Here is a 19915-nt window from a genome sequence, read left to right on the forward strand (position 1 = left end):
GAGGGCTGGGGTGAGGGCGCACCTGGCATCATCCTTGCATTACCTCCCCCAGATATCCCCGGAGGTAACATGCACGAAATCACCCTCTGCCAACGCGCACTGGAACTCATCGAAGCTCAAGCCCAACAACACGGTGTGACTCGCGTCACTGGCGTCTGGCTGGAAGTGGGCGCTTTCTCATGTGTTGAGCAAAGCGCGCTGGAGTTCTGTTTTGAATTGGTGTGCCGCGACACAGTAGCCGAAGGCTGTCAGCTTTATATTCATCAGCAAGAAGCGGAATGCTGGTGTTATGACTGCCAGCAACACATCACATTGTTAACGCAACTGGTGCGGCGCTGCCCGCTGTGCGAAGGCAGTAATTTACGCATCGTGGCAGATGACGGCGTGCAGATTAAGCGTCTGGAAGTGGAGGAGATAAATCATGTGTAGTACTTGTGGTTGCGCTGAAGGCAACCTTTATATAGAAGGCGACGAGCGCAACCCGCACTCGGGTTTCCGCAGCGCACCGTTCGCGCCAGCCGCGCGTGCCTTAACGCCAATCACTGGCGTGAAGTTTGCCCCAACCGCCGATGAACAGGGCGATTTACATTACGGCCATGGTGCCGCGGGCACCCACGCGCCGGGCATGACTCAGCGCCGGATGCTGGAAATCGAACTCAACGTGCTGGATAAAAACAACCAGCTCGCCGTCTATAACCGTGAACAGTTCGCTAAACAGCAGCAACTGGTGCTGAACCTGGTTTCAAGTCCGGGTTCTGGCAAAACCACGCTGCTGACCGAAAGCTTAAAACGCCTGATTGGCCGCGTGCCTTGCGCGGTAATCGAAGGCGACCAGCAAACCGTAAACGACGCCGAGCGTATTCGCGCCACCGGCACGCCAGCGATTCAGGTGAATACCGGGAAAGGCTGCCACCTCGATGCGCAGATGATCCGCGATGCGATGCAGCGCCTGCCGCTGGAACGCGACGGCATTTTGTTTATCGAAAACGTCGGCAACCTGGTGTGCCCGGCGAGTTTTGACCTTGGCGAGCGTCATAAAGTCGCGGTGCTTTCGGTCACCGAAGGCGAAGACAAGCCGCTGAAATACCCGCATATGTTTGCTGCTGCCTCATTAATGCTGCTCAACAAAATCGACCTGCTGCCGTATTTGCAGTTCGATGTCGACAAATGCCTCGATTACGCCCGCCAGGTGAACCCGGATATTGAAATCATCCTGGTTTCTGCGACCAGCGGCGAAGGCATGGACGAATGGCTGAACTGGCTGGAGGCTGAACGATGTGCATAGGCATTCCGGGGCAAATCGTTGAACGCCTGCCGGACGGCAGCGCCAAAGTAGACGTTTGCGGCATCAAGCGTGACGTCAATCTGATGCTGGTGGGCGATGCGCAAATCGGCCAGTGGGTGTTGGTTCACGTCGGTTTTGCGATGGCAATTATTGATGAAGCCGAAGCTCGCGATACGCTCGACGCATTGCAAAATATGTTTGAAGTTGAGCCTGACGTTGGCGGCCTGCTGTTTGGGGAAGAAAGTCGATGATGCATTTTGTAGATGAATATCGCGCTCCCGACAAAGTGATGCAGTTGATTGATGTGCTGCGTGAACGTGCGCCCAAACTGCCTTACACCGCCGAGCGCCCGCTGCGCATTATGGAAGTTTGCGGCGGCCATACTCACGCCATCTTCAAGTTTGGCCTCGACCAGTTGCTGCCGGAAAACATCGAGTTTATCCATGGCCCGGGTTGCCCGGTTTGCGTGTTGCCGATGGGGCGTATCGACGCCTGCATCGAAATCGCCAGCCATGCGGATGTGATTTTTTGCACCTTTGGCGATGCGATGCGCGTGCCGGGCAAAAATGGCTCGCTGATGCAGGCCAAAGCACGCGGCGCGGATGTGCGCGTGGTTTACTCGCCAATGGATGCGCTCGCTTTGGCAAGTGCGAATCCGGACAAAAAAGTCGTTTTCTTTGGCCTGGGTTTTGAAACCACCATGCCGACGACGGCAATTACGTTGCAACAGGCCAAATCTCAGGGCATCAACAATTTTTACTTTTTCTGCCAGCACATTACCTTGATTCCAACCTTGCGCAGTTTGCTGGAGCAGCCGGATAACGGCATTGATGCGTTTTTGGCACCCGGCCATGTCAGCATGGTGATCGGCACCGCAGCCTATAATTTTATCGCCACGCAGCATCAGCGTCCGCTGGTGGTGGCAGGCTTTGAGCCGCTGGATTTATTGCAGGGCGTGGTAATGCTGGTGGAGCAAAAAATCCATCAGCACAGCAAAGTGGAAAACCAGTACAAACGTGTGGTGCCGGATGCGGGCAATAATCTGGCGCAGCAAGCGATTGCCGAGGTATTTGCTGTACGGGGTGACGCGGAATGGCGCGGGCTGGGAACTATCAGCGATTCCGGCGTGCAATTAACGGACGACTATCGCCAGTTCGATGCGGAAGACTATTTCAAACCCGCGCCGCAACAGGTTTACGACGACCCGCTCGCCCGTTGTGGCGATGTGCTCACCGGGCGCTGCAAGCCACACCAGTGCCCGATGTTTGGCAAAGCCTGCAACCCACAAAATGCGTTTGGCGCATTGATGGTTTCCTCCGAAGGAGCCTGCGCCGCCTGGTATCAATATCGCGGTCAGGAGTGTGAAGCATGAAAACAATCGAAATGGCCCACGGCAGCGGCGGCCAGGCCATGCAAAAGTTGGTAGCTGACTTGTTCATGCAGGCGTTTGATAATCCGTGGCTGGCAGAACAAGAAGATCAGGCGCGTTTACCGCTGGCTGAACTCACCGCCAGCGGCGACCGTCTGGCGTTCTCCACCGACAGCTACGTGATCGACCCGCTGTTTTTCCCCGGTGGCGATATCGGCAAGCTGGCGATTTGCGGAACCGCCAACGATGTTGCGGTCAGCGGAGCCACACCGCGCTGGTTATCCTGCGGGTTTATCCTTGAAGAAGGCTTGCCGCTTGAAACGTTAGAGCGCGTCGTTACCAGCATGGCGGCGACGGCCAAAGCGGCAGGAATCCCCGTGGTGACGGGCGATACCAAAGTGGTACAGCGTGGCGCGGCGGACAAACTGTTCATCAACACAGCAGGCATTGGCGCGATTCCGGCGGGTCTGAATTGGGGCGCGCAGCAAATTAGCGCGGGTGACGTGTTAATCGTCAGCGGAACGCTGGGCGACCATGGAGCGACTATCCTTAACCTCCGGGAATCACTGGGCCTGGAAGGCGCGTTAACCAGTGATTGCGCGGTGCTCGCGCCGTTAATCGCACCGCTGGTGAATATTCCCGGTGTGAAAGCGTTGCGTGATGCGACACGCGGTGGCGTGAATGCGGTGCTGCATGAGTTTGCCGCATCTTGCGGTTGTGGAATGGAAGTGGTGGAAAGCCAGTTGCCATTAAACCCGGCAGTGCGCGGTGTGTGTGAATTGCTCGGCCTCGATGCGCTTAATTTTGCTAATGAAGGCAAACTGGTTCTCGCGGTTGCGAGGAATGCCGCAGAAAGCGTTCTTGCCGCTTTACAGGCAAATCCATTGGGGCAAGATGCCGCTATTATTGGTGAAGTCGTTGAGCGCAAAGGTGTACGAGTTGCTGGGTTATATGGCGTTAAACGGACGCTGGATTTGCCACATTCCGAACCACTCCCGCGTATTTGTTGACCTGAGCCAGGTATTTCAAGCGAACGCCTGACTACACTTAAGCGTCATTTATATGACAAATGCCTTTGGCGGATGGCGTAAGCTTATCCGCCCTACAAAGTCCCTCTTCAATTACCATCTTTTGGACAAGCAAAATGCCATACACACCGATGAGCGATCTCGGGCAGCAGGGTCTTTTTGATATTACGCGCACCCTGTTGCAGCAACCTGACCTTCCGGCACTGGCTCACTGTTTGACGCAAATGGCAAAACAGGGCGCGCTGGCGGACAGAGTGAATATCCTGCTTTATCATCCGCTGCATCAGCGTGTGGCCTTTTATGGCATGGATAAACATGGCAAGGAGTTGCATTACGAAGATGAAATGGTGCTGGCAAATGGCCCGGTGCGGCGTGTGCTTTCCCGCCCGGAAGCATTGATTTGCACCTACGAAGAATTCAATGACACCTGGCCGCAAGTGCTTAACCTTGAGTTATACGCACCCTTTGGCCGCTACTGCCTGTTGCCGCTGGCTGCCGAAGGTAAAATTTTTGGTGGCTGCGAGTTTATTCGCAATAACGACGTTGAATGGACCGAGAAAGAGCTCAATCGCCTGCACACCATGGCGCAGGTGGTCGCGCTGGTGGCGGAACAAATTCAAAGCCGCATCGACTCAAGCCTCGGTTATCAACAATTGTGCCGGGAACGTGACGACTTCCGTATTCTGGTGGCGGTGACTAATGCGGTGCTATCAAAGCTCGATCTCGACGAACTGATCAGCGAAATCGCCCGGGAAATTCACCACTATTTCTCCATCGATTCCATCAGCATCGTGCTGCGCACTAACCGCAAAGATCGTCTTAGCATCTATTCCACTCATTTTGTGGAAGAGCAGTCGCCGATACATGACCAAAGTGATGTGGCAATGGCGGGCACGCTTTCCGAAAGAGTGTTTAAAAGCGGCGAAATGTTGCTGCTGAACCTGCATCAAGGCGACCAGCTTGCGCCATATGAACGCATGTTGTTTGAGATGTGGGGCAACCAAATTCAAACGCTTTGCCTGTTGCCGCTGACTTTCGGTAATAACATGCTGGGCGTACTCAAACTGGCGCAATGCGAGGCGGGCGTGTTTTCCCCGGCTAACCTCAAGTTGCTGCGCCAGATTGCCGAGCGTATCGCCATTGCGGTGGATAACGCGCTGGCGTATCAGGAAATCAACCGCCTGAAAGAAAACCTGGTGGATGAAAACCTCTATCTCACCGAGCAAATCAACAATGTCGCCAGTGATTTTGGCGAGATTATTGGCCGCAGTGACGTTATGTCGAACGTGCTCAAACAAGTTGAGATGGTGGCGAAAAGCGACAGTACTGTGCTGATCCTCGGTGAAACGGGGACCGGTAAAGAGTTGATTGCTCGCGCTATTCACAACCTTAGCGAGCGCAACAGCCGCCGGATGGTGAAAATTAACTGTGCGGCGATGCCTGCCGGATTGCTGGAAAGCGACTTGTTTGGCCACGAGCGCGGGGCATTTACCGGCGCAAATACCCAGCGTATAGGGCGTTTTGAGCTGGCGGATAAAAGCTCGCTGTTCCTCGATGAAGTGGGCGATATGCCGCTGGAGCTGCAACCGAAGCTGTTGCGGGTGCTTCAGGAACAAGAATTTGAACGCCTTGGCAGCAACAAGGTTCAGCAGGTGGATGTGCGTTTGATTGCCGCCACCAACCGCAACCTTAAAGAGATGGTGCTGGAGCGCGAGTTCCGCAGCGACCTTTACTATCGCCTGAACGTGTTCCCGATTATGTTGCCGCCGCTGCGTGAACGCCCGGAAGACATACCGCTGCTGGTGAAATCCTTCACCTTTAAAATCGCGCATCGCATGAACCGCAATATCGACAGTATTCCGGCGGAAACCTTGCGCGCACTCAGCCGTATGGACTGGCCGGGCAACGTGCGTGAGCTGGAAAACGTGATTGAACGTGCGGTGTTGCTGACTCGCGGCAATGTGCTGCATCTTTCGCTGCCGGAAATGGACTACGCCGTTGCGGAAGAAAAACCCGCGAAACTGGTGGCAAGCGAAGAAATTCGTGAAGGCGAAGATGAAGCCCAGAGAATTTTGCGCGTATTGAAAGAAACCAATGGCGTGGTTGCTGGCCCGCGTGGCGCAGCACAACGGCTGGGGCTCAAACGCACCACGCTGCTTTCGCGTATGAAACGTTTGGGGATTGATAAAGAGGGGGTTTAAACTCTCTCGATACCCTACGTTTATTGACCAGGTAACATCAAAATGGCTCTGATCCCAAAAAACTACACACGCCTCGAAAGCGGCTATCGTGAAAAAGCACTGAAACTGTTCCCATGGGTCTGCGGGCGCTGCTCGCGTGAGTTTGTGTATTCAAACCTGCGCGAACTAACCGTACACCACATGGATCACGACCATACCAACAACCCGGAAGATGGCAGTAACTGGGAGCTGTTGTGCCTGTATTGCCACGACCATGAGCACTCGAAATACACCGAAGCTGACCAGTACGGTTCGACAGTGGTTGCAGGTGAAGATGCGCAAAAAGATGTCGGTGAGGCAACGTACAACCCGTTTGCCGATTTGAAATCGATGTTGAATAAGAAGAAGTAATCGCTCATGGCAACTCAATTTTCCTTCCAGTTGGGCTGCCATCGCTTTTACAGAATAGTCGCAAGCGGTTTACGGAATTTTCGCAGAAGCCAAATTATGAGCCAAAGGCTGGGCTAAGAAAATTCTGAGATCGTTTGCTCAGGGCCTGAGTTGTATCTTTGACTACATTTCCACCACTTCACTTTTCGAAATTATGAGCGTCATTTTCCATAGAATCAGGTTCAGAGAGTGGTGACTCCCTACGCCAGGTTTGCATTTTTTCACTCTGTTTCTTTCCAATCCTCTTTAAATTCCCCTCCAATTGAATAATGGCTTTAATGTGGATAACTCAATTGTTCACTTTTCCATCTGGTAAACAACACAACGTGTCTGTATATCAAAAAGAAAACCAAGGCTGAACATCCAGACTGTGATCCATAAAAAACCCCTTAAATATCATGTGTTTATACTGTTAAAATTTATTCGCTAGCAACGTGTCATTTAATTTAAAATAAATGTTCAGCTGCCAACTGCAAACATTCAGATTACTTCAATAAAATTTCCATATTTAATAATAAATGTAATGAAGATAGAGGGTTAGTTTTAAATTTATTTATATGATTATCTATTCCTTCACTTTAAATAAATAATATTTATAGTGGTGTTGTTTTTAAGTTTTTATTAACCGGGCCAGCAAGAGTTGGCTCAGTAAAAATAAACGTAATAAAATATCACATTAACATAAAGAGATAAGCAATTATTCTTCACTGAATTAGGTGGTTAATGGTTTGAACATTATTAAAAATTAAATAATCCCCTTTCGTTATGCTTTAAATGGAAATTAACGTGAGGTTTTCATTTTATCCATGATGATTATAACTGATTGTTTTTAATGAATTAAATATTTTTTAATAATATTTTTTGTTTTGAGTCTTATTTTTATAAGACTCTTGTGTGTTTTTTGATCCCTATAAAACCCTGTAATAGAATCCGCGCAATTCACTCTTCTTTAGAATTAAAACGCCGCATGGATGCGGTTGTTTTGCTGTGTGAACAAATTGAATTTAAGTAATGGTGCGGGATATTTCCTGTTTCACTATCGGCGGTAGCTTTGTCAAAAGGAATTAAGGTATTTCCATCATGGGTAAAGACATTCTCATCATGTTTATCACAGCGATGGCTGCACTTCTTATCGCCCGAATGGTGGCCTTAAAATGTGGTCTGGTTGATAAACCTGGTGGGCGAAAAAAACACAAAGGTGAAATTCCTCTGGTGGGCGGTATCTCCTTCTATAGCGCTATCGCGATGTTTTATTTGTTCCAGCCAGAAGTGCTGCCCCACACCGAAGCCCATTTCCTGACTTATTTCTTGAGCGTGTCTCTGTTGCTAGGCATCGGTATTGCCGATGACCGTTTCGATCTGCCGGTCGCGCCACGCGTTGTGATTCAGGGATTGTCGGCGGTGATTCTCATGGTTGACGGTCTGTATTTGCGATCCTTCGGCCACGTGCTGGGTGAGCAAGAATTGCTGCTCGGGCCAGTGGGTTATCTGGTGACGCTGTTCGCTTCATGGGCCGCTATCAATGCTTTCAACATGATTGACGGTGTGGATGGTTTGCTCGGCTCGGTGGCAGGCACCGTATTTGCAGCGCTGATGGTGGTGTTTTGGCTTGCGGGCGAACAATCGCATGCCATGTGGTGCTTGTTAATGATTGTCGCTTTGATCCCCTATTTGATACTGAACATGGGCTTGTTAGGCCACCATCGCCTGAAAGTATTTATGGGTGATGCGGGCAGTATGGTGATTGGTTTTACCGTGCTGTGGATGGTGATGCTGGGAAGCCAGGGCGATGAAGCTGTGATGGCACCCGTGACCGTATTGTGGCTGATAGCGCTGCCGTTAATGGATATGGTCACCATCATGACGCGCCGGATTCGGCGAGGGCAAAGCCCATTCCATCCAGACCGTGACCACTTACACCATATTTTAATGCGCGGCGGGTTAACGGGACGCCAGACGGTGATGTTTATCACTGCGTTGACCGCGATTTTTGCCGCTATCGGAATCGTACTTTCGATTATCGGTATTGCGGAGTGGTTCTCGCTGGCGCTATTCCTCTGCGTATTTATGGGCTACCTGTTTACAAACAATCGACTTCAACAGCTCAACCCAGACCCAAGAGCTCAACTCAAACAGAGCCAAATCGTTCCGCCCGATGCGTCAGTGAGTAATCGCTAACCCCGCTCGTCCCTTTTGCATTTAAGCCCAGCGCTGCTGGGTTTTACTCTATCCGATGAACCAAGTGACCAACATGAAGATTGTAAAATTAGCTGCTGTGCCGTTACTCATTTCAGCAGCGTTGCTTAGTGGCTGCACGATTGTCCCAGGCAGTAACCTCACCACCTCCGGCAAAACTGTCGTCAATAAAGACGACACTGTGAATATCAGCGACAAAGTAAATGTCTATCGCGTGACGCCAAAATTGATTGAGTCATTGAGTTCGTCTCCTGCGGTGGCGCGTACTAATCCGCAGCTTGAAAAAGAAGTGCAGAATTATCAATACCGTATTGGTGTGGGCGACGTGTTAATGGTCACCGTGTGGGATCACCCGGAACTGACGACGCCAGCCGGTCAATACCGTAGCGCCTCAGATACCGGCAACTGGGTACAGTCCGACGGCACTATTTTCTACCCGTACGCGGGCAAGGTAAAAGTGGTTGGCCGCACACTCGCCGAATTACGCGAAGAGCTGACCAACAAGCTGGCGGCCTATATCGAGACCCCGCAAATTGATATCAGCGTTGCCGCTTTCCGCTCCCAAAAAGCGTATGTCACGGGCGAAGTGGCGCACTCCGGCCAACTGGCTATTTCCAACGTACCGCTGACCATTATGGATGCGATCAACCAGGCCGGTGGCCTTGCTGAAAACGCCGACTGGAACAACGCGGTGCTGACCCACAACGGGAAAGACGAGCGCATCTCACTTCAGGCGCTGATGAAAAACGGTGACCTGCAACAAAACCGCCTGATGTACAACGGCGACATTTTGTTTGTGCCACGCAATGACGACCTGAAAGTGTTCGTGATGGGGGAAGTGAAGAAACAAACCACCCTGAAAATGGACCGCAGCGGTATGACCCTGACCGAAGCGTTGGGCAATGCGGAAGGCATCGACCAGATGACTTCAGACGCGACCGGGATTTTCGTCATCCGCTCAACACGTGGCAAAAATAACGGCGGCAAAATTGCCAACGTTTATCAGATGGATGTTTCTGATGCCTCGGCGCTGGTAATGGGCACCGAGTTTAAGCTGCAACCCTACGACATTGTGTACGTTACCACCGCACCGATTACCCGCTGGAACCGCGTGCTGGGGCAGTTGGTTCCGACGATTACCGGGGTTAACGATATGACTGAAACCGTCCGCATGATTAAGAATTGGTAATTATGTTCGATTCAATATTAGTGGTTTGTATCGGCAATATTTGCCGTTCCCCAACCGGGGAGCGGTTATTACGCAAGGCACTGCCGGGGAGAAAGATAGATTCCGCAGGATTGGGTGCATTAGTGGGGGAAGGGGCGAATTCAATAGCCACGCAAATTGCGGCTGAACATGGCTTATCGCTGGATGGACATTGTGCTCAGGCGTTTTCTTCCGAACTTGCGATGCAATACGACCTGATTCTGGTGATGGAAAAATCTCACCTCGAGCGTATTAAAAAGAGCTACCCGGAAGCCAGTGGCAAAACCATGTTATTTGGCCACTGGCAGAACCAGCTGGAAATCGGCGATCCCTACAAAAAAAGCCGTGAAATGTACCAACTGGTTTATACACAGCTAGCTCAAAGCACCGCGCGTTGGGTTCTGGCATTAAAGAAATAGATACCGTAAAGAGATGTCGTTAAATGTCTGACCAAACTTCCTATCTTAATAGAAATAACAATACAAACAGAATAGAACAATTAGACCTACAAAATGCATTTGGAATATTATTCGATAATAAATGGAAAGTCGCAATTATCACCCTTCTATTTACTATGGCGGGAATAGCATATGCCTTGTTGGCAACTCCGATATATAGCGCTAATGCTTTAATACAAGTTGAACAGAATACGGGTAGTAATGTATTAAGTAAGCTTTCTGAAATTTTACCTGATAGTAAAACAGAATCAGAGACTGAAATTGGATTACTGCAGTCACGTATGGTTCTGGGCCAGACAGTAGATGACCTGGCATTAGATACTGTGGTGCAGGAGAAGCACTTCCCAATTATTGGAAAAGGATTGGCCCGCCTGGTAGGACACCAGGATGGGAAAATAGCTATTTCGCGCCTTACAGTAGCAAATGAATTACTGGATAATACATTTACACTGACCGTAATTTCTCCCACACGCTACAGCATCACCGTTGATGATGAAACTTTTGAAGGCAAGACAGGGGAATTACTCGAAAAAGAAAATATAAATCTTCTGGTGAGTGAAATAAATGCACCAGAAAATACTACCTTTGAGATTACGAAGCTTGAGAAACTGACGGCAATTAATCAATTGCTTGATAATTTCTCAGTAGCGGACATGAGCAAAGATAGTGGAATGCTGAAGCTGACATTTAAAGGCGAAAATGCGAAGCAGGCTACTCAGATATTAAACAGCATCAGCAATAACTACCTGCAGCAAAACGTGGGGCGTAAATCTGAAGAGGCGGCCAAAAGCCTGGATTTCTTAAAAGAACAACTCCCACAGGTTCGTGCCAAGCTGGATGATGCAGAAAATAAATTAAATTTATTCCGCCAAAAGAATGAATCCGTTGATTTATCCCTTGAAGCAAAATCCGTATTGGATAATACCGTTTCTTTGGATACACAAATTAATGAATTAACGTTTAAAGAAGCTGAAATCTCGAAGCTTTATACTCGTGACCACCCTGCATACCGAACCCTATTAGAAAAAAAGGCACTTTTATTACAAGAGCGTGAAAAACTCAATGCCCGCATTGGGAATATGCCAAAAACTCAGCAGGAAATATTAAGCCTGACGCGCGACGTTCAATCCGGTCAGGAAGTCTATATGTTGTTATTAAATAAACAACAGGAGCTTAATATAAACAAAGCCAGCACGGTAGGTAATGTTAGGATCATTGATACTGCGGTTGCAGAGAAAAAACCGATATCACCTAAAAAGTTTTTAATCGTAATACTTGGGGTTGTGTCTGGATTATTCATTTCTGTAGCGGCATGCCTGCTGTACAAATTGTTCCATACTGGTATTGAAAGCGGTGAAGAGATTGAAAATCTGGGCTTGAATGTTTATGCCACTATCCCAGTATCAAAATGGCTCAAGGAGAAAAACCTTAAGCTAATGAAGAGCAAAAAGCGGTCTGTTCGTTCGGTGACTTTGCTTGCTGAAGATAATCCAACAGATTTATCTGTAGAAGCGATTCGTAGTCTGCGTACTAGCCTTCATTTCGCCATGCTGCAGGCAGAAAATAATATACTTCTTATTTCCGGTGCAACACCGGAAGCAGGTAAAACTTTCGTCAGTTGTAACCTTGCGGCAGTGATCGCTCAATCAAATAAAAAAGTTTTATTGATCGATGCCGATTTACGTAAAGGGCAGGTACATCACGTAATGGGCTGTCATGAAAAAGACGGTTTATCAGATGTATTAGTAGGTAGAAAAAGTTTCGCTGAAGCGGTGCAAAAAACCGAGATTGAAAACCTTGATTTTATTTCCCGAGGAAAAATACCACCGAATCCCTCTGAACTATTAATGAATGCTAACTTCAAGCATTTGATGGTATGGGCGGCGAGCCAGTATGATTTGGTGATTATAGATACCCCTCCCGTTCTGGCCGTCAGTGATGCCTGCATCGCAGCAAAATATGCCGGGACAACAATGCTAGTCGCGCGTTTCCAAAAAAATACATTAAAAGAAATCGAAGTCTCGGCGAAGCGTTTCTCACAGAATAATTTGGCTATCAGCGGCATAATTTTTAATGGTGTCGAGAAAAGATCAAGCAATTATTACGAATATGGCAGTTACGAATATAAGTAAGACTCTCCGTTTTTATTAAAAATCAATCAGCAATGATAATAACCTTATTATTATTCTCTCGTAGATAATGGATCTATCATGGAAAAAATTGTTATTTCTGCGAACACCTCGTGGTATGTATTTAATTTTAGAAAAGGAACAATCTCTGAACTCCTAAAAAAAGGTCATGAGGTCATAGTTATTACACCTAAGGATGGGTATGAAAATAAATTAATATCTATGGGGTGTAGACATATAGGAATCGAGATTGACAGGTCTGGACGAAATATTTTTAAGGAAATGAAGACCATTTTAAATTATGGAATGATTTATCTTAAAGAAAAACCTTCCATTATTTTAAACTTTACACCAAAAGCAAACATTTACAGCAGTATCGGTGCCTGGGCTTGTAAAGCAAAGGTCATTAATAACATTTCAGGATTGGGAGCAGTGTTTATTAAAAACAACCTGCTAACCAAAATTGTTAGTCTTGCATATAGAATTTCTAACCTGGCTACTAACACCATTTTCTTCCAAAATGATGAAGATCTACATTTCTTCTTAAAGCATAAGATTGTGCCAGAGTATAAGGCAAAAAATATTCCAGGATCAGGAGTTAACCTGGACGAGTTTTTTGTAAAACCTTCTCCTGATGACAACAAAGTAAGATTTCTTCTTGTTGCTCGCCTTTTGAAACAGAAAGGAGTGCCTGAATATATCGAAGCAGCAACAATGCTACAAAAAAAATATAGCAATGTTGAGTTTGCAATTCTTGGCCCAATAGATCACAACAATCCCAATTCGATAGATGAAAAAAATCTGTTTGAATGTAATTCGCAGCATATTATTAACTATCTGGGAACCAGTGACGATGTGGCTTCAATAGTCGAGCACTATGACTGCGTTGTGCTTCCGTCATATTATCGTGAAGGTGTGCCTCGTTCGTTGCTTGAAGCGGCTGCTATGGGGAAACCTCTGATAGCCACTGATAACGTTGGCTGTCGTGATGTGGTATTTGATGGCGTAAACGGTTTCTTATGTGAAAAGAAAAATCCTGTATCGTTAGCTGAGGCAATGGAGAAGGTTATAAACGTTAACCACCAGGAAAGACTCAGTCTTGGGATGGCAGGAAGAAAGATTATTGAGAAAATTTTTGATGAAAAAATCGTTATTAATAAGTATATGCAGATTATTAACGGTTAAATAAAATCATTCATTTTTAATTATGTAATAAAGTAAACTACCATAGCTAATACTAGTAAATTCAAACTTGGTGATGATTCTAATATGCATAACTAGCATAAATCGAACTTATGAAATTTGAGTATTGGAACCATAATTTTATTCTTTAGAAGTCATCACCAATTTTAGCAGGACATAATGCGCAAGATAACAAGTGATACATTGATATATGTTGGCGGTGAGCTATTAGTCAAACTGTTCCCTTTCGTGCTCTTGCCTATATTATCAAGAGCTTTAGGTCCTGAGGGGTATAGTGACATATCATTATTTAACACATATGTTTCAATACTATTTATATTCATCGGTATCAATACTTCTTCTGCAATTATTCAGTTCTACTTCGTGCCCAATGGGTTAAAAGATAGTGATTATTTTAATGCTTCATTGATAATAGTCTTATTACTAACCATATTGTTTTTAATAATTTCAAGCATCTTTTTTTCTGGCGCAATTTTTCAGCTCGCAGTATTAACTACATCATTACAGTGTATTTACACCAACCTATTATCGCAGCAACAAGCGCGCAAGGAAGCGAAAAAATATTTAGTGATACAGGTTTCAAATGCAATTATTTCGTTTGTGTTGACCCTTCTGTTACTGGCTTATCTACCAATAACATACAAACTTAGGGTATATGCTGTTGCCGCAAGTTATCTAGCTTCAATATTAATCTCGATATACTTAAGTAAGCAGTATTTCCACATCAGTACGAAAGCCAATATTACTGTTGCGGTTAAGAGATTGTTTTCCTTTGGTTTTCCTTTAATTATACATAATCTAAGCTTTTTTGCGCGTTCAGGATTGGATAGAATATTAATTGCGAAATTTTTTTCAAAATCTTTATTAGGTAACTATTCAGCGGCTTTTCAGCTAACTGTATTCATTACAGTGGTGCTTATGGCTATCAATAAAGCCATGACGCCACATATATACGAAAACCTTAAAAACAATAAATATGACTTAAGCTTTTTTAACAACATATTCATTAAGTACTTTTTACTCTGCCTGGTTATTACTTCTTTATCATATTTCCTACCGCATCAGTTATACGAAATTATTACAGGCAAGGGCTACGTGTATGTTAAAGATATTTCATTTTTGATGGTGCCAGCATTTTTATCACAAGGGTTCTATATGATCATGGCAACCACGTGCATGTATTTCAATGAAAATAAGAAGATTTCATACTGTACGTTTGCTGGCGGTGTTATTCATGCTTTATTACTCTATTTCGTGTGCGTAAAGTTAAATATATTTTACATCCCAATGGTATTGTTGGCTTCTAATATTGCAATTTCAGTCCTTATATATCTTGCGATTTTCAGGAAGTTAAATTTTCAAAATGTGGAGTGATTTTTGAATTATTTTTATTCTAAGTTTTTAACTATTGGGCTATGTAACTTATTTATCGCTCTACTTGTCACTAATGCTTTAGCTAACTTTGACCCGAGAGTTTCTATCTTTGTATTTTTACTCTTTTCTTTGTTTATACAAATCCCATTTATTGTTAATGTAGAAAATAAATTTCGAGTAACTGTAGTTATATTGGCATTAAGTTTTTCATTATTTTATAGCATGGTATGTATATATCAATTTGATATTATGCCAGGATTGGATGCGACCAGATATTATGATTTTCTACTCTCATACAATAGTATTTCAGACATTTTACGAGATGGGATCTTTAGGGTAAGTGAAAATCAAGATAATGGGGTTTTAAGTGGCCCTGGTTCATACTTTATCTTTGGTATCCCGGTGCATTATTTTTATCTATTAATGCCTTCAAAGAATGTTTACTATATTGTCATTCTCAATAATATTTGCAAAATGCTATTGATCTTTACGCTTAAAGAAATATTTAGCACATTACATTCAGAGAAATATTCATTCTTTATAGTTGTACTAATAGCAGTGTCTCCAACGATAACATATTTTTCGAGCGTGATGGGGAAGGACATCTTCATCATGATGTTGTGTTTTTTATTATGTATAACCATTATCAAATTTTTGTCATGTAATTCACTCAGACTAAAAATAGGTTTATTTACTGTAATAATGGCATTATTTTCTTACTGTATTTTACTGAGGCCATACTCGCCATTTGTGGCAATATTATATAGTCTTTATTTCACGGATTTTAAAAAATACATTAAACTATCTTTGCTTACTACTGCTGTTATTATATTATATTTTACATTAAAGGATTTTGCCGTAATCGTTAACTGGCCGTTGATTGCTGGCTTTATGTATCTCGCTCCAAACCCAATCCAGATTACCAACTACTCCAGTTTTACTTTAATCCCTGTCCTTTGTACTGTTGGGATCGCTTTATATTTATTGGTTAAATTTATAAATACTAAAAGTATTGTTTTTGATTCACTTTTAGTTAATTCATTTATCGTCGTTTTCATATTCTCTGCAATTATGACTTTGGTTGGGTTTTATTCTATTGACAACCAGGAAGGGACTTATGAATTAGGACGCGCTGGTGATGCTATGTTCAGAAAGCAGCTATTAATAATTCCAATGGTAATGCTTTCACTTATGCTGTTAATGAGAAAGAATTTGAATGAAGATTAGGAAAAAAGTATTGCATGTATTGGGGCAGCTCAATATTGGCGGAATAGAGTCATGGCTCGTTGATTTTATAAATAAGACCTCTCAGGATTATGAATATCATATCATTGTTGATAGACCCGAGAAGGGATATTACGAACAACATCTGATTGATTTAGGTTGCAAAACATATCATATATCGTCCCCAAAAAACAAACTCAGTTATATTAAAGATTTATACGCAACTATAAAAATAATAAATCCAGATATATGCCATAGTCATGTGAGCTTTACTAATGGAATAGTATCATTAGTCGCAAGGGTCTGTGGAGTTAATAAAGTAATTTCTTACTCACATAGTGATCGAAGTAATTTTTATAAAAATAAAGGATTAGCAAGGAAAGCACTAATCAATATACAGATACTCTTGACTAGATTATTTTCAAACTATAAGACAGCTGTGAGTAGAGAGTCAGCTCTTTGCCACTATAAAAAGGTCAATGGTGTTAGTATTATTCCCTGTGGTAAGGATTTTTCAGATTTAGTTAGAATAGAAGAAAAACTGGATAGGAAAGAATTTGGCTTTCAAGAGAATGATTTTGTTTTGGTCAATGTCGGAAGGCTTACTGCAGTAAAAAACCAATCTTTTTTAATAAACTTACTACCGCAGCTTGATGCTAAATATAAACTTCTAATTGTCGGTGACGGTAATCTTTACAAAGAATTAATGATCCTTGTGACTGAAATGAATGTAGAACACCGGGTGTTTTTTGCGGGTGCGTCAAAAGATGTCTTACGGATTCTACGAGATGCCGCAGATTTATTTTTATTCCCTTCACATAATGAAGGATTGGGTTTAGCTGCGATTGAAGCTCAAGCTGCAGGATTACCCGTTATTGCATCATCATCCATCCCGGACGAGGTTTGTTTAACGAACGATTATTACAGCATAGATGTTTCAAATCCTTCTCTATGGATAGAAAAAATACAAACTCTATGCAATAAAAAAATGCAGAAGAGTGTTAACTATGACATTTGTTCTGGTCGATATTCAATTTCAAATAACATCCGATCGGTAATAGAGATTTATAATGCTTGAAACTGGAAGAAAGAAATTCAGTAGATGGAAATGGCTTATTAAATTTTTAGTAAAGATCGTTTCCATCCTTCCCACGTCTATAAGGGTAACATTGATGACAATGTTCTCGGGTTTACCTGGGAAGCCTGGAGTGGTTCTGCGATATATAATCTTTAGCTCATTGTCTAAGTGCTGTGGTGATAATGTATATATAGGTCGATGGTGCAATATAAAGAACATTGGAAGCATCAGTGTTGGGGATAACGTCAGCATACATGACTACAATTACATTGATGGATTTGGCGAGTTATCTATAGGTAGTGATGTATCCATTGCTCATGGAACATCTATTTTAACATTCGATCATTCTTATGTTAAAAGCAGCACACCATTCAAATATCAGAAAGTCATTATGAAACCTGTAGAAATTCACTCCAATGTTTGGATTGGATGTGGAGTAAGGGTTTTGGGTGGAACGACAATTTTCTCGGACACAGTCGTTGGAGCGAATTCGGTGGTGAAACATAATTTGTCCAGTGGCTTATATGTGGGCATTCCTGCAACAAAGAAGAAAGATATTTTATGAAGATGATTTTTGCCCACGATCACTTTTTTTACCATGTTAATGGAAATGTATATTCAGCAGGGAAGTTACCCTATGCATCATTTCAAAGATATTTTAATCATTTTGATAGTATCAGCGTGGTTAGCCGCTATAAAGAAATGGACTCGGTGGCTCCTAATTGGTCTATATCCAGTGGTGCAAATATTGACTTTTTCAAAATGGAAAACCAATCCTCTTTATCCGGTTTGTTTCTTAAAGATAAAAAAAGAATTGAAGAACTCTATGCTTTAGTTAGAGAGGCTGACGGTATCGTTGTCCGACTTCCCAGTGAAATAGGAATTATGGTTGCTGGAATTGCACGTGAACTCGGGAAGAAATATATAGCCGAAGTTGTTGCATGTCCCTGGGATGCGATGACTGGATACAAATCAGTAAAAGGGTATTTATATGCCCCGTTCTTAACCCTGAGAACCAGGCTGGCGGTGAAGAATGCATGGGGGGCAATCTACGTAACGGATAATTTCCTGCAAAAGCGCTATCCTAACAATCGTGCGATTGCAGTATCCAACGTTGAACTGCTTGATTCAACTCAAGAACGGTTAGCTAAAACCTACCCCAAAAAATCAATCAGAGTAGGGCTGATTGGATCTCTGGATAGTCCCCATAAAGGTTTTGATACTATCTATAATGCTTTGCGAATATTAACCAATAGAAATATAGATATCTCGTTGCACATCGTTGGTGGTGGGGATAAATACAAAAACGAAGCACTTTTATCTAATCTGCGTATTAAGGATAAAGTCTTTTTTAAAGGGAATATCAAACCAGGAAAAGACATTTACGATTTTTTAGATACAACTGATATTTATGTGCAGCCGAGTAACCAGGAAGGACTTCCGCGCTCTGTTATTGAAGCGATGTCGAGAGGCTGCCCAGTAGTCCTGAGCTCTGCGGGAGGTATGCCTGAGTTAGTCACACCGGAATATCTCCATGAACCCGGAGATTATCAGTCTCTGGCTGATATTATTGCCAGAGTTATCGGGAATGAAAGTGAGTTTAACAAATGTGTTGCATCCTCAATAAAAACAGCAAAAATATTTGACGCAGGAATACTTGCAATTAAACGTTATGATTTTTTTAAAGCATATTGTAATGGTATTGCAGATGATCATTAGATTAATGTTTTTTTTAGTTTTTATCTTTCGGGTTGGTTATGGTTACGCTCAACCTCAAGATTTAACTCTGAGTTGTTCAAAAGATAATAATGAGACGGTTATTAATGAAAAATTGACTCTGGAGAATGTAAGATTACATCTTACCAATGGGAAATGTATTTTCAAACAAGAAATAGAAATTGGAAGTGATGTTTTAATTATTGGTGCGGGTGAAGACAAAACTTTTATAGTCGATGGGCGTGAAGATTCTAACCCAGATAGTTTGATAACAAATAAGAATTTTGACGAAGCAGAAAATCTAACGATTCAAAACCTATCATTACAAGGTAATGTTGCTGTGCTGGGGTTTTCTGAGCATGTGCATTTGATCGAACTCTTTGGTGCAAGTAATGTTGATATTCATCATGTAAAACTCGGTGGTTTTCGTGGGGATGGTATTTATCTAGGTTTTCATGGTAAACACAATAAGAACATTTCCATTAGTGACGCGACTTTTGATGGTATAACTAAGAATAATAGAAATGCGATCAGTATAATTGACGGTACTAATATTAAAATAACAAGCAATCAATTTTATAATACAACAAGAAGAGATATGCCCGGTGCAATTGATATAGAGCCCAACAGAAATAAAGAGCATGTGGTGAAAAGAATCACGATCTCTAACAATATTTTTTCAAATATTGGTGGGAAAGCTGCTGTTGTGGTTAGTATCAAATCAAAATTGTCCTCAGTTATCAGTGATATATTCATTTATGGGAACAGAATCCAAAATACCAATCGTGGTATTTTTATTAGGTCACAAGCTTTTGATATCCGTACATTAACTGGATGGCACTATGACATTCATGATAATTCTATAACGAATTATAAAATTTCTAAAATATATCTCTGTAATATTTCTGGCCTTTCTGATGGTTATGCAGTCGTAGCATTTAATTCTGATAATCTTTGTTGGCTTGATTTCATGCGTAAATAAGGGAGTTACAAAGGACGTAGCATCAATTACTAAAAA

Annotated in this window: 18 protein-coding genes; all 18 read left to right on the plus strand. The window is 43.5% G+C overall.

Annotation, left to right across the window (positions count from 1 at the left end; all coding sequences use genetic code 11):
* Nucleotides 1-69 precede the first annotated feature (69 nt).
* On the plus strand, nt 70-429 hold the full coding sequence (gene hypA, locus D6029_RS06940) for a hydrogenase maturation nickel metallochaperone HypA (protein WP_120064066.1): 360 nt from the start codon (nt 70-72) through the stop codon (nt 427-429).
* Nucleotides 422-1285 (plus strand): hydrogenase nickel incorporation protein HypB, encoded by an 864-nt coding sequence (hypB, locus tag D6029_RS06945; protein WP_120064067.1) that lies wholly within the window; start codon nt 422-424, stop codon nt 1283-1285. Before hypA ends, hypB begins: the two co-directional genes overlap by 8 nt.
* A complete protein-coding gene (locus D6029_RS06950; RefSeq protein ID WP_120064068.1) occupies nt 1276-1536 on the plus strand; it encodes a HypC/HybG/HupF family hydrogenase formation chaperone in 261 nt (86 codons plus the stop codon). Before hypB ends, D6029_RS06950 begins: the two co-directional genes overlap by 10 nt.
* Nucleotides 1536-2657 (plus strand): hydrogenase formation protein HypD, encoded by a 1122-nt coding sequence (gene hypD / locus D6029_RS06955; RefSeq protein ID WP_120064069.1) that lies wholly within the window; start codon nt 1536-1538, stop codon nt 2655-2657. The genes D6029_RS06950 and hypD overlap by 1 nt, the downstream gene beginning before the upstream one ends.
* Nucleotides 2654-3664: a hydrogenase expression/formation protein HypE gene (gene hypE, locus D6029_RS06960; protein WP_120064070.1), complete on the plus strand. Its 1011-nt coding sequence runs from the start codon at nt 2654-2656 to the stop codon at nt 3662-3664. Before hypD ends, hypE begins: the two co-directional genes overlap by 4 nt.
* Before the next feature lie 134 nt (nt 3665-3798).
* Nucleotides 3799-5883: a formate hydrogenlyase transcriptional activator FlhA gene (gene flhA, locus D6029_RS06965; protein WP_120064071.1), complete on the plus strand. Its 2085-nt coding sequence runs from the start codon at nt 3799-3801 to the stop codon at nt 5881-5883.
* 42 nt (nt 5884-5925) lie between these two features.
* Nucleotides 5926-6273, plus strand: a complete 348-nt coding sequence (gene yajD, locus D6029_RS06970; RefSeq protein WP_064561273.1) for an HNH nuclease YajD — start codon at nt 5926-5928, stop codon at nt 6271-6273.
* Between the two features lie 1119 nt (nt 6274-7392).
* Nucleotides 7393-8490 carry a UDP-N-acetylglucosamine--undecaprenyl-phosphate N-acetylglucosaminephosphotransferase gene (gene wecA, locus D6029_RS06975; protein ID WP_120064072.1) on the plus strand — a complete coding sequence of 366 codons (1098 nt, stop codon included), beginning with the start codon at nt 7393-7395 and terminating at the stop codon, nt 8488-8490.
* A gap of 73 nt (nt 8491-8563) precedes the next feature.
* Nucleotides 8564-9697 carry a polysaccharide export protein gene (locus D6029_RS06980; protein ID WP_120064105.1) on the plus strand — a complete coding sequence of 378 codons (1134 nt, stop codon included), beginning with the start codon at nt 8564-8566 and terminating at the stop codon, nt 9695-9697.
* A 2-nt stretch (nt 9698-9699) separates the two neighbouring features.
* Nucleotides 9700-10134: an arsenate reductase/protein-tyrosine-phosphatase family protein gene (locus D6029_RS06985; protein WP_120064073.1), complete on the plus strand. Its 435-nt coding sequence runs from the start codon at nt 9700-9702 to the stop codon at nt 10132-10134.
* A 23-nt stretch (nt 10135-10157) separates the two neighbouring features.
* A complete protein-coding gene (locus tag D6029_RS06990; RefSeq protein ID WP_120064074.1) occupies nt 10158-12305 on the plus strand; it encodes a polysaccharide biosynthesis tyrosine autokinase in 2148 nt (715 codons plus the stop codon).
* Nucleotides 12306-12383: 78 nt separating this feature from the next.
* Nucleotides 12384-13487 carry a glycosyltransferase family 4 protein gene (locus D6029_RS06995; RefSeq protein WP_120064075.1) on the plus strand — a complete coding sequence of 368 codons (1104 nt, stop codon included), beginning with the start codon at nt 12384-12386 and terminating at the stop codon, nt 13485-13487.
* A gap of 177 nt (nt 13488-13664) precedes the next feature.
* Nucleotides 13665-14879: an oligosaccharide flippase family protein gene (locus D6029_RS07000; RefSeq protein ID WP_120064076.1), complete on the plus strand. Its 1215-nt coding sequence runs from the start codon at nt 13665-13667 to the stop codon at nt 14877-14879.
* A gap of 3 nt (nt 14880-14882) precedes the next feature.
* Nucleotides 14883-16106 carry a hypothetical protein gene (locus D6029_RS07005; RefSeq protein ID WP_120064077.1) on the plus strand — a complete coding sequence of 408 codons (1224 nt, stop codon included), beginning with the start codon at nt 14883-14885 and terminating at the stop codon, nt 16104-16106.
* A complete protein-coding gene (locus D6029_RS07010; RefSeq protein WP_120064078.1) occupies nt 16096-17181 on the plus strand; it encodes a glycosyltransferase in 1086 nt (361 codons plus the stop codon). The genes D6029_RS07005 and D6029_RS07010 overlap by 11 nt, the downstream gene beginning before the upstream one ends.
* A complete protein-coding gene (locus tag D6029_RS07015) occupies nt 17174-17746 on the plus strand; it encodes an acyltransferase (protein ID WP_120064079.1) in 573 nt (190 codons plus the stop codon). The genes D6029_RS07010 and D6029_RS07015 overlap by 8 nt, the downstream gene beginning before the upstream one ends.
* Nucleotides 17743-18900 carry a glycosyltransferase family 4 protein gene (locus D6029_RS07020; protein WP_120064080.1) on the plus strand — a complete coding sequence of 386 codons (1158 nt, stop codon included), beginning with the start codon at nt 17743-17745 and terminating at the stop codon, nt 18898-18900. Before D6029_RS07015 ends, D6029_RS07020 begins: the two co-directional genes overlap by 4 nt.
* Nucleotides 18890-19879, plus strand: coding sequence for a right-handed parallel beta-helix repeat-containing protein (locus D6029_RS07025; protein ID WP_120064081.1), 990 nt, complete (start codon nt 18890-18892; stop codon nt 19877-19879). The genes D6029_RS07020 and D6029_RS07025 overlap by 11 nt, the downstream gene beginning before the upstream one ends.
* Nucleotides 19880-19915: the final 36 nt, after the last annotated feature.

Origin of the sequence: Buttiauxella izardii (assembly GCF_003601925.1) — a bacterium.
Taxonomy (GTDB): Bacteria; Pseudomonadota; Gammaproteobacteria; order Enterobacterales; family Enterobacteriaceae; genus Buttiauxella; species Buttiauxella izardii.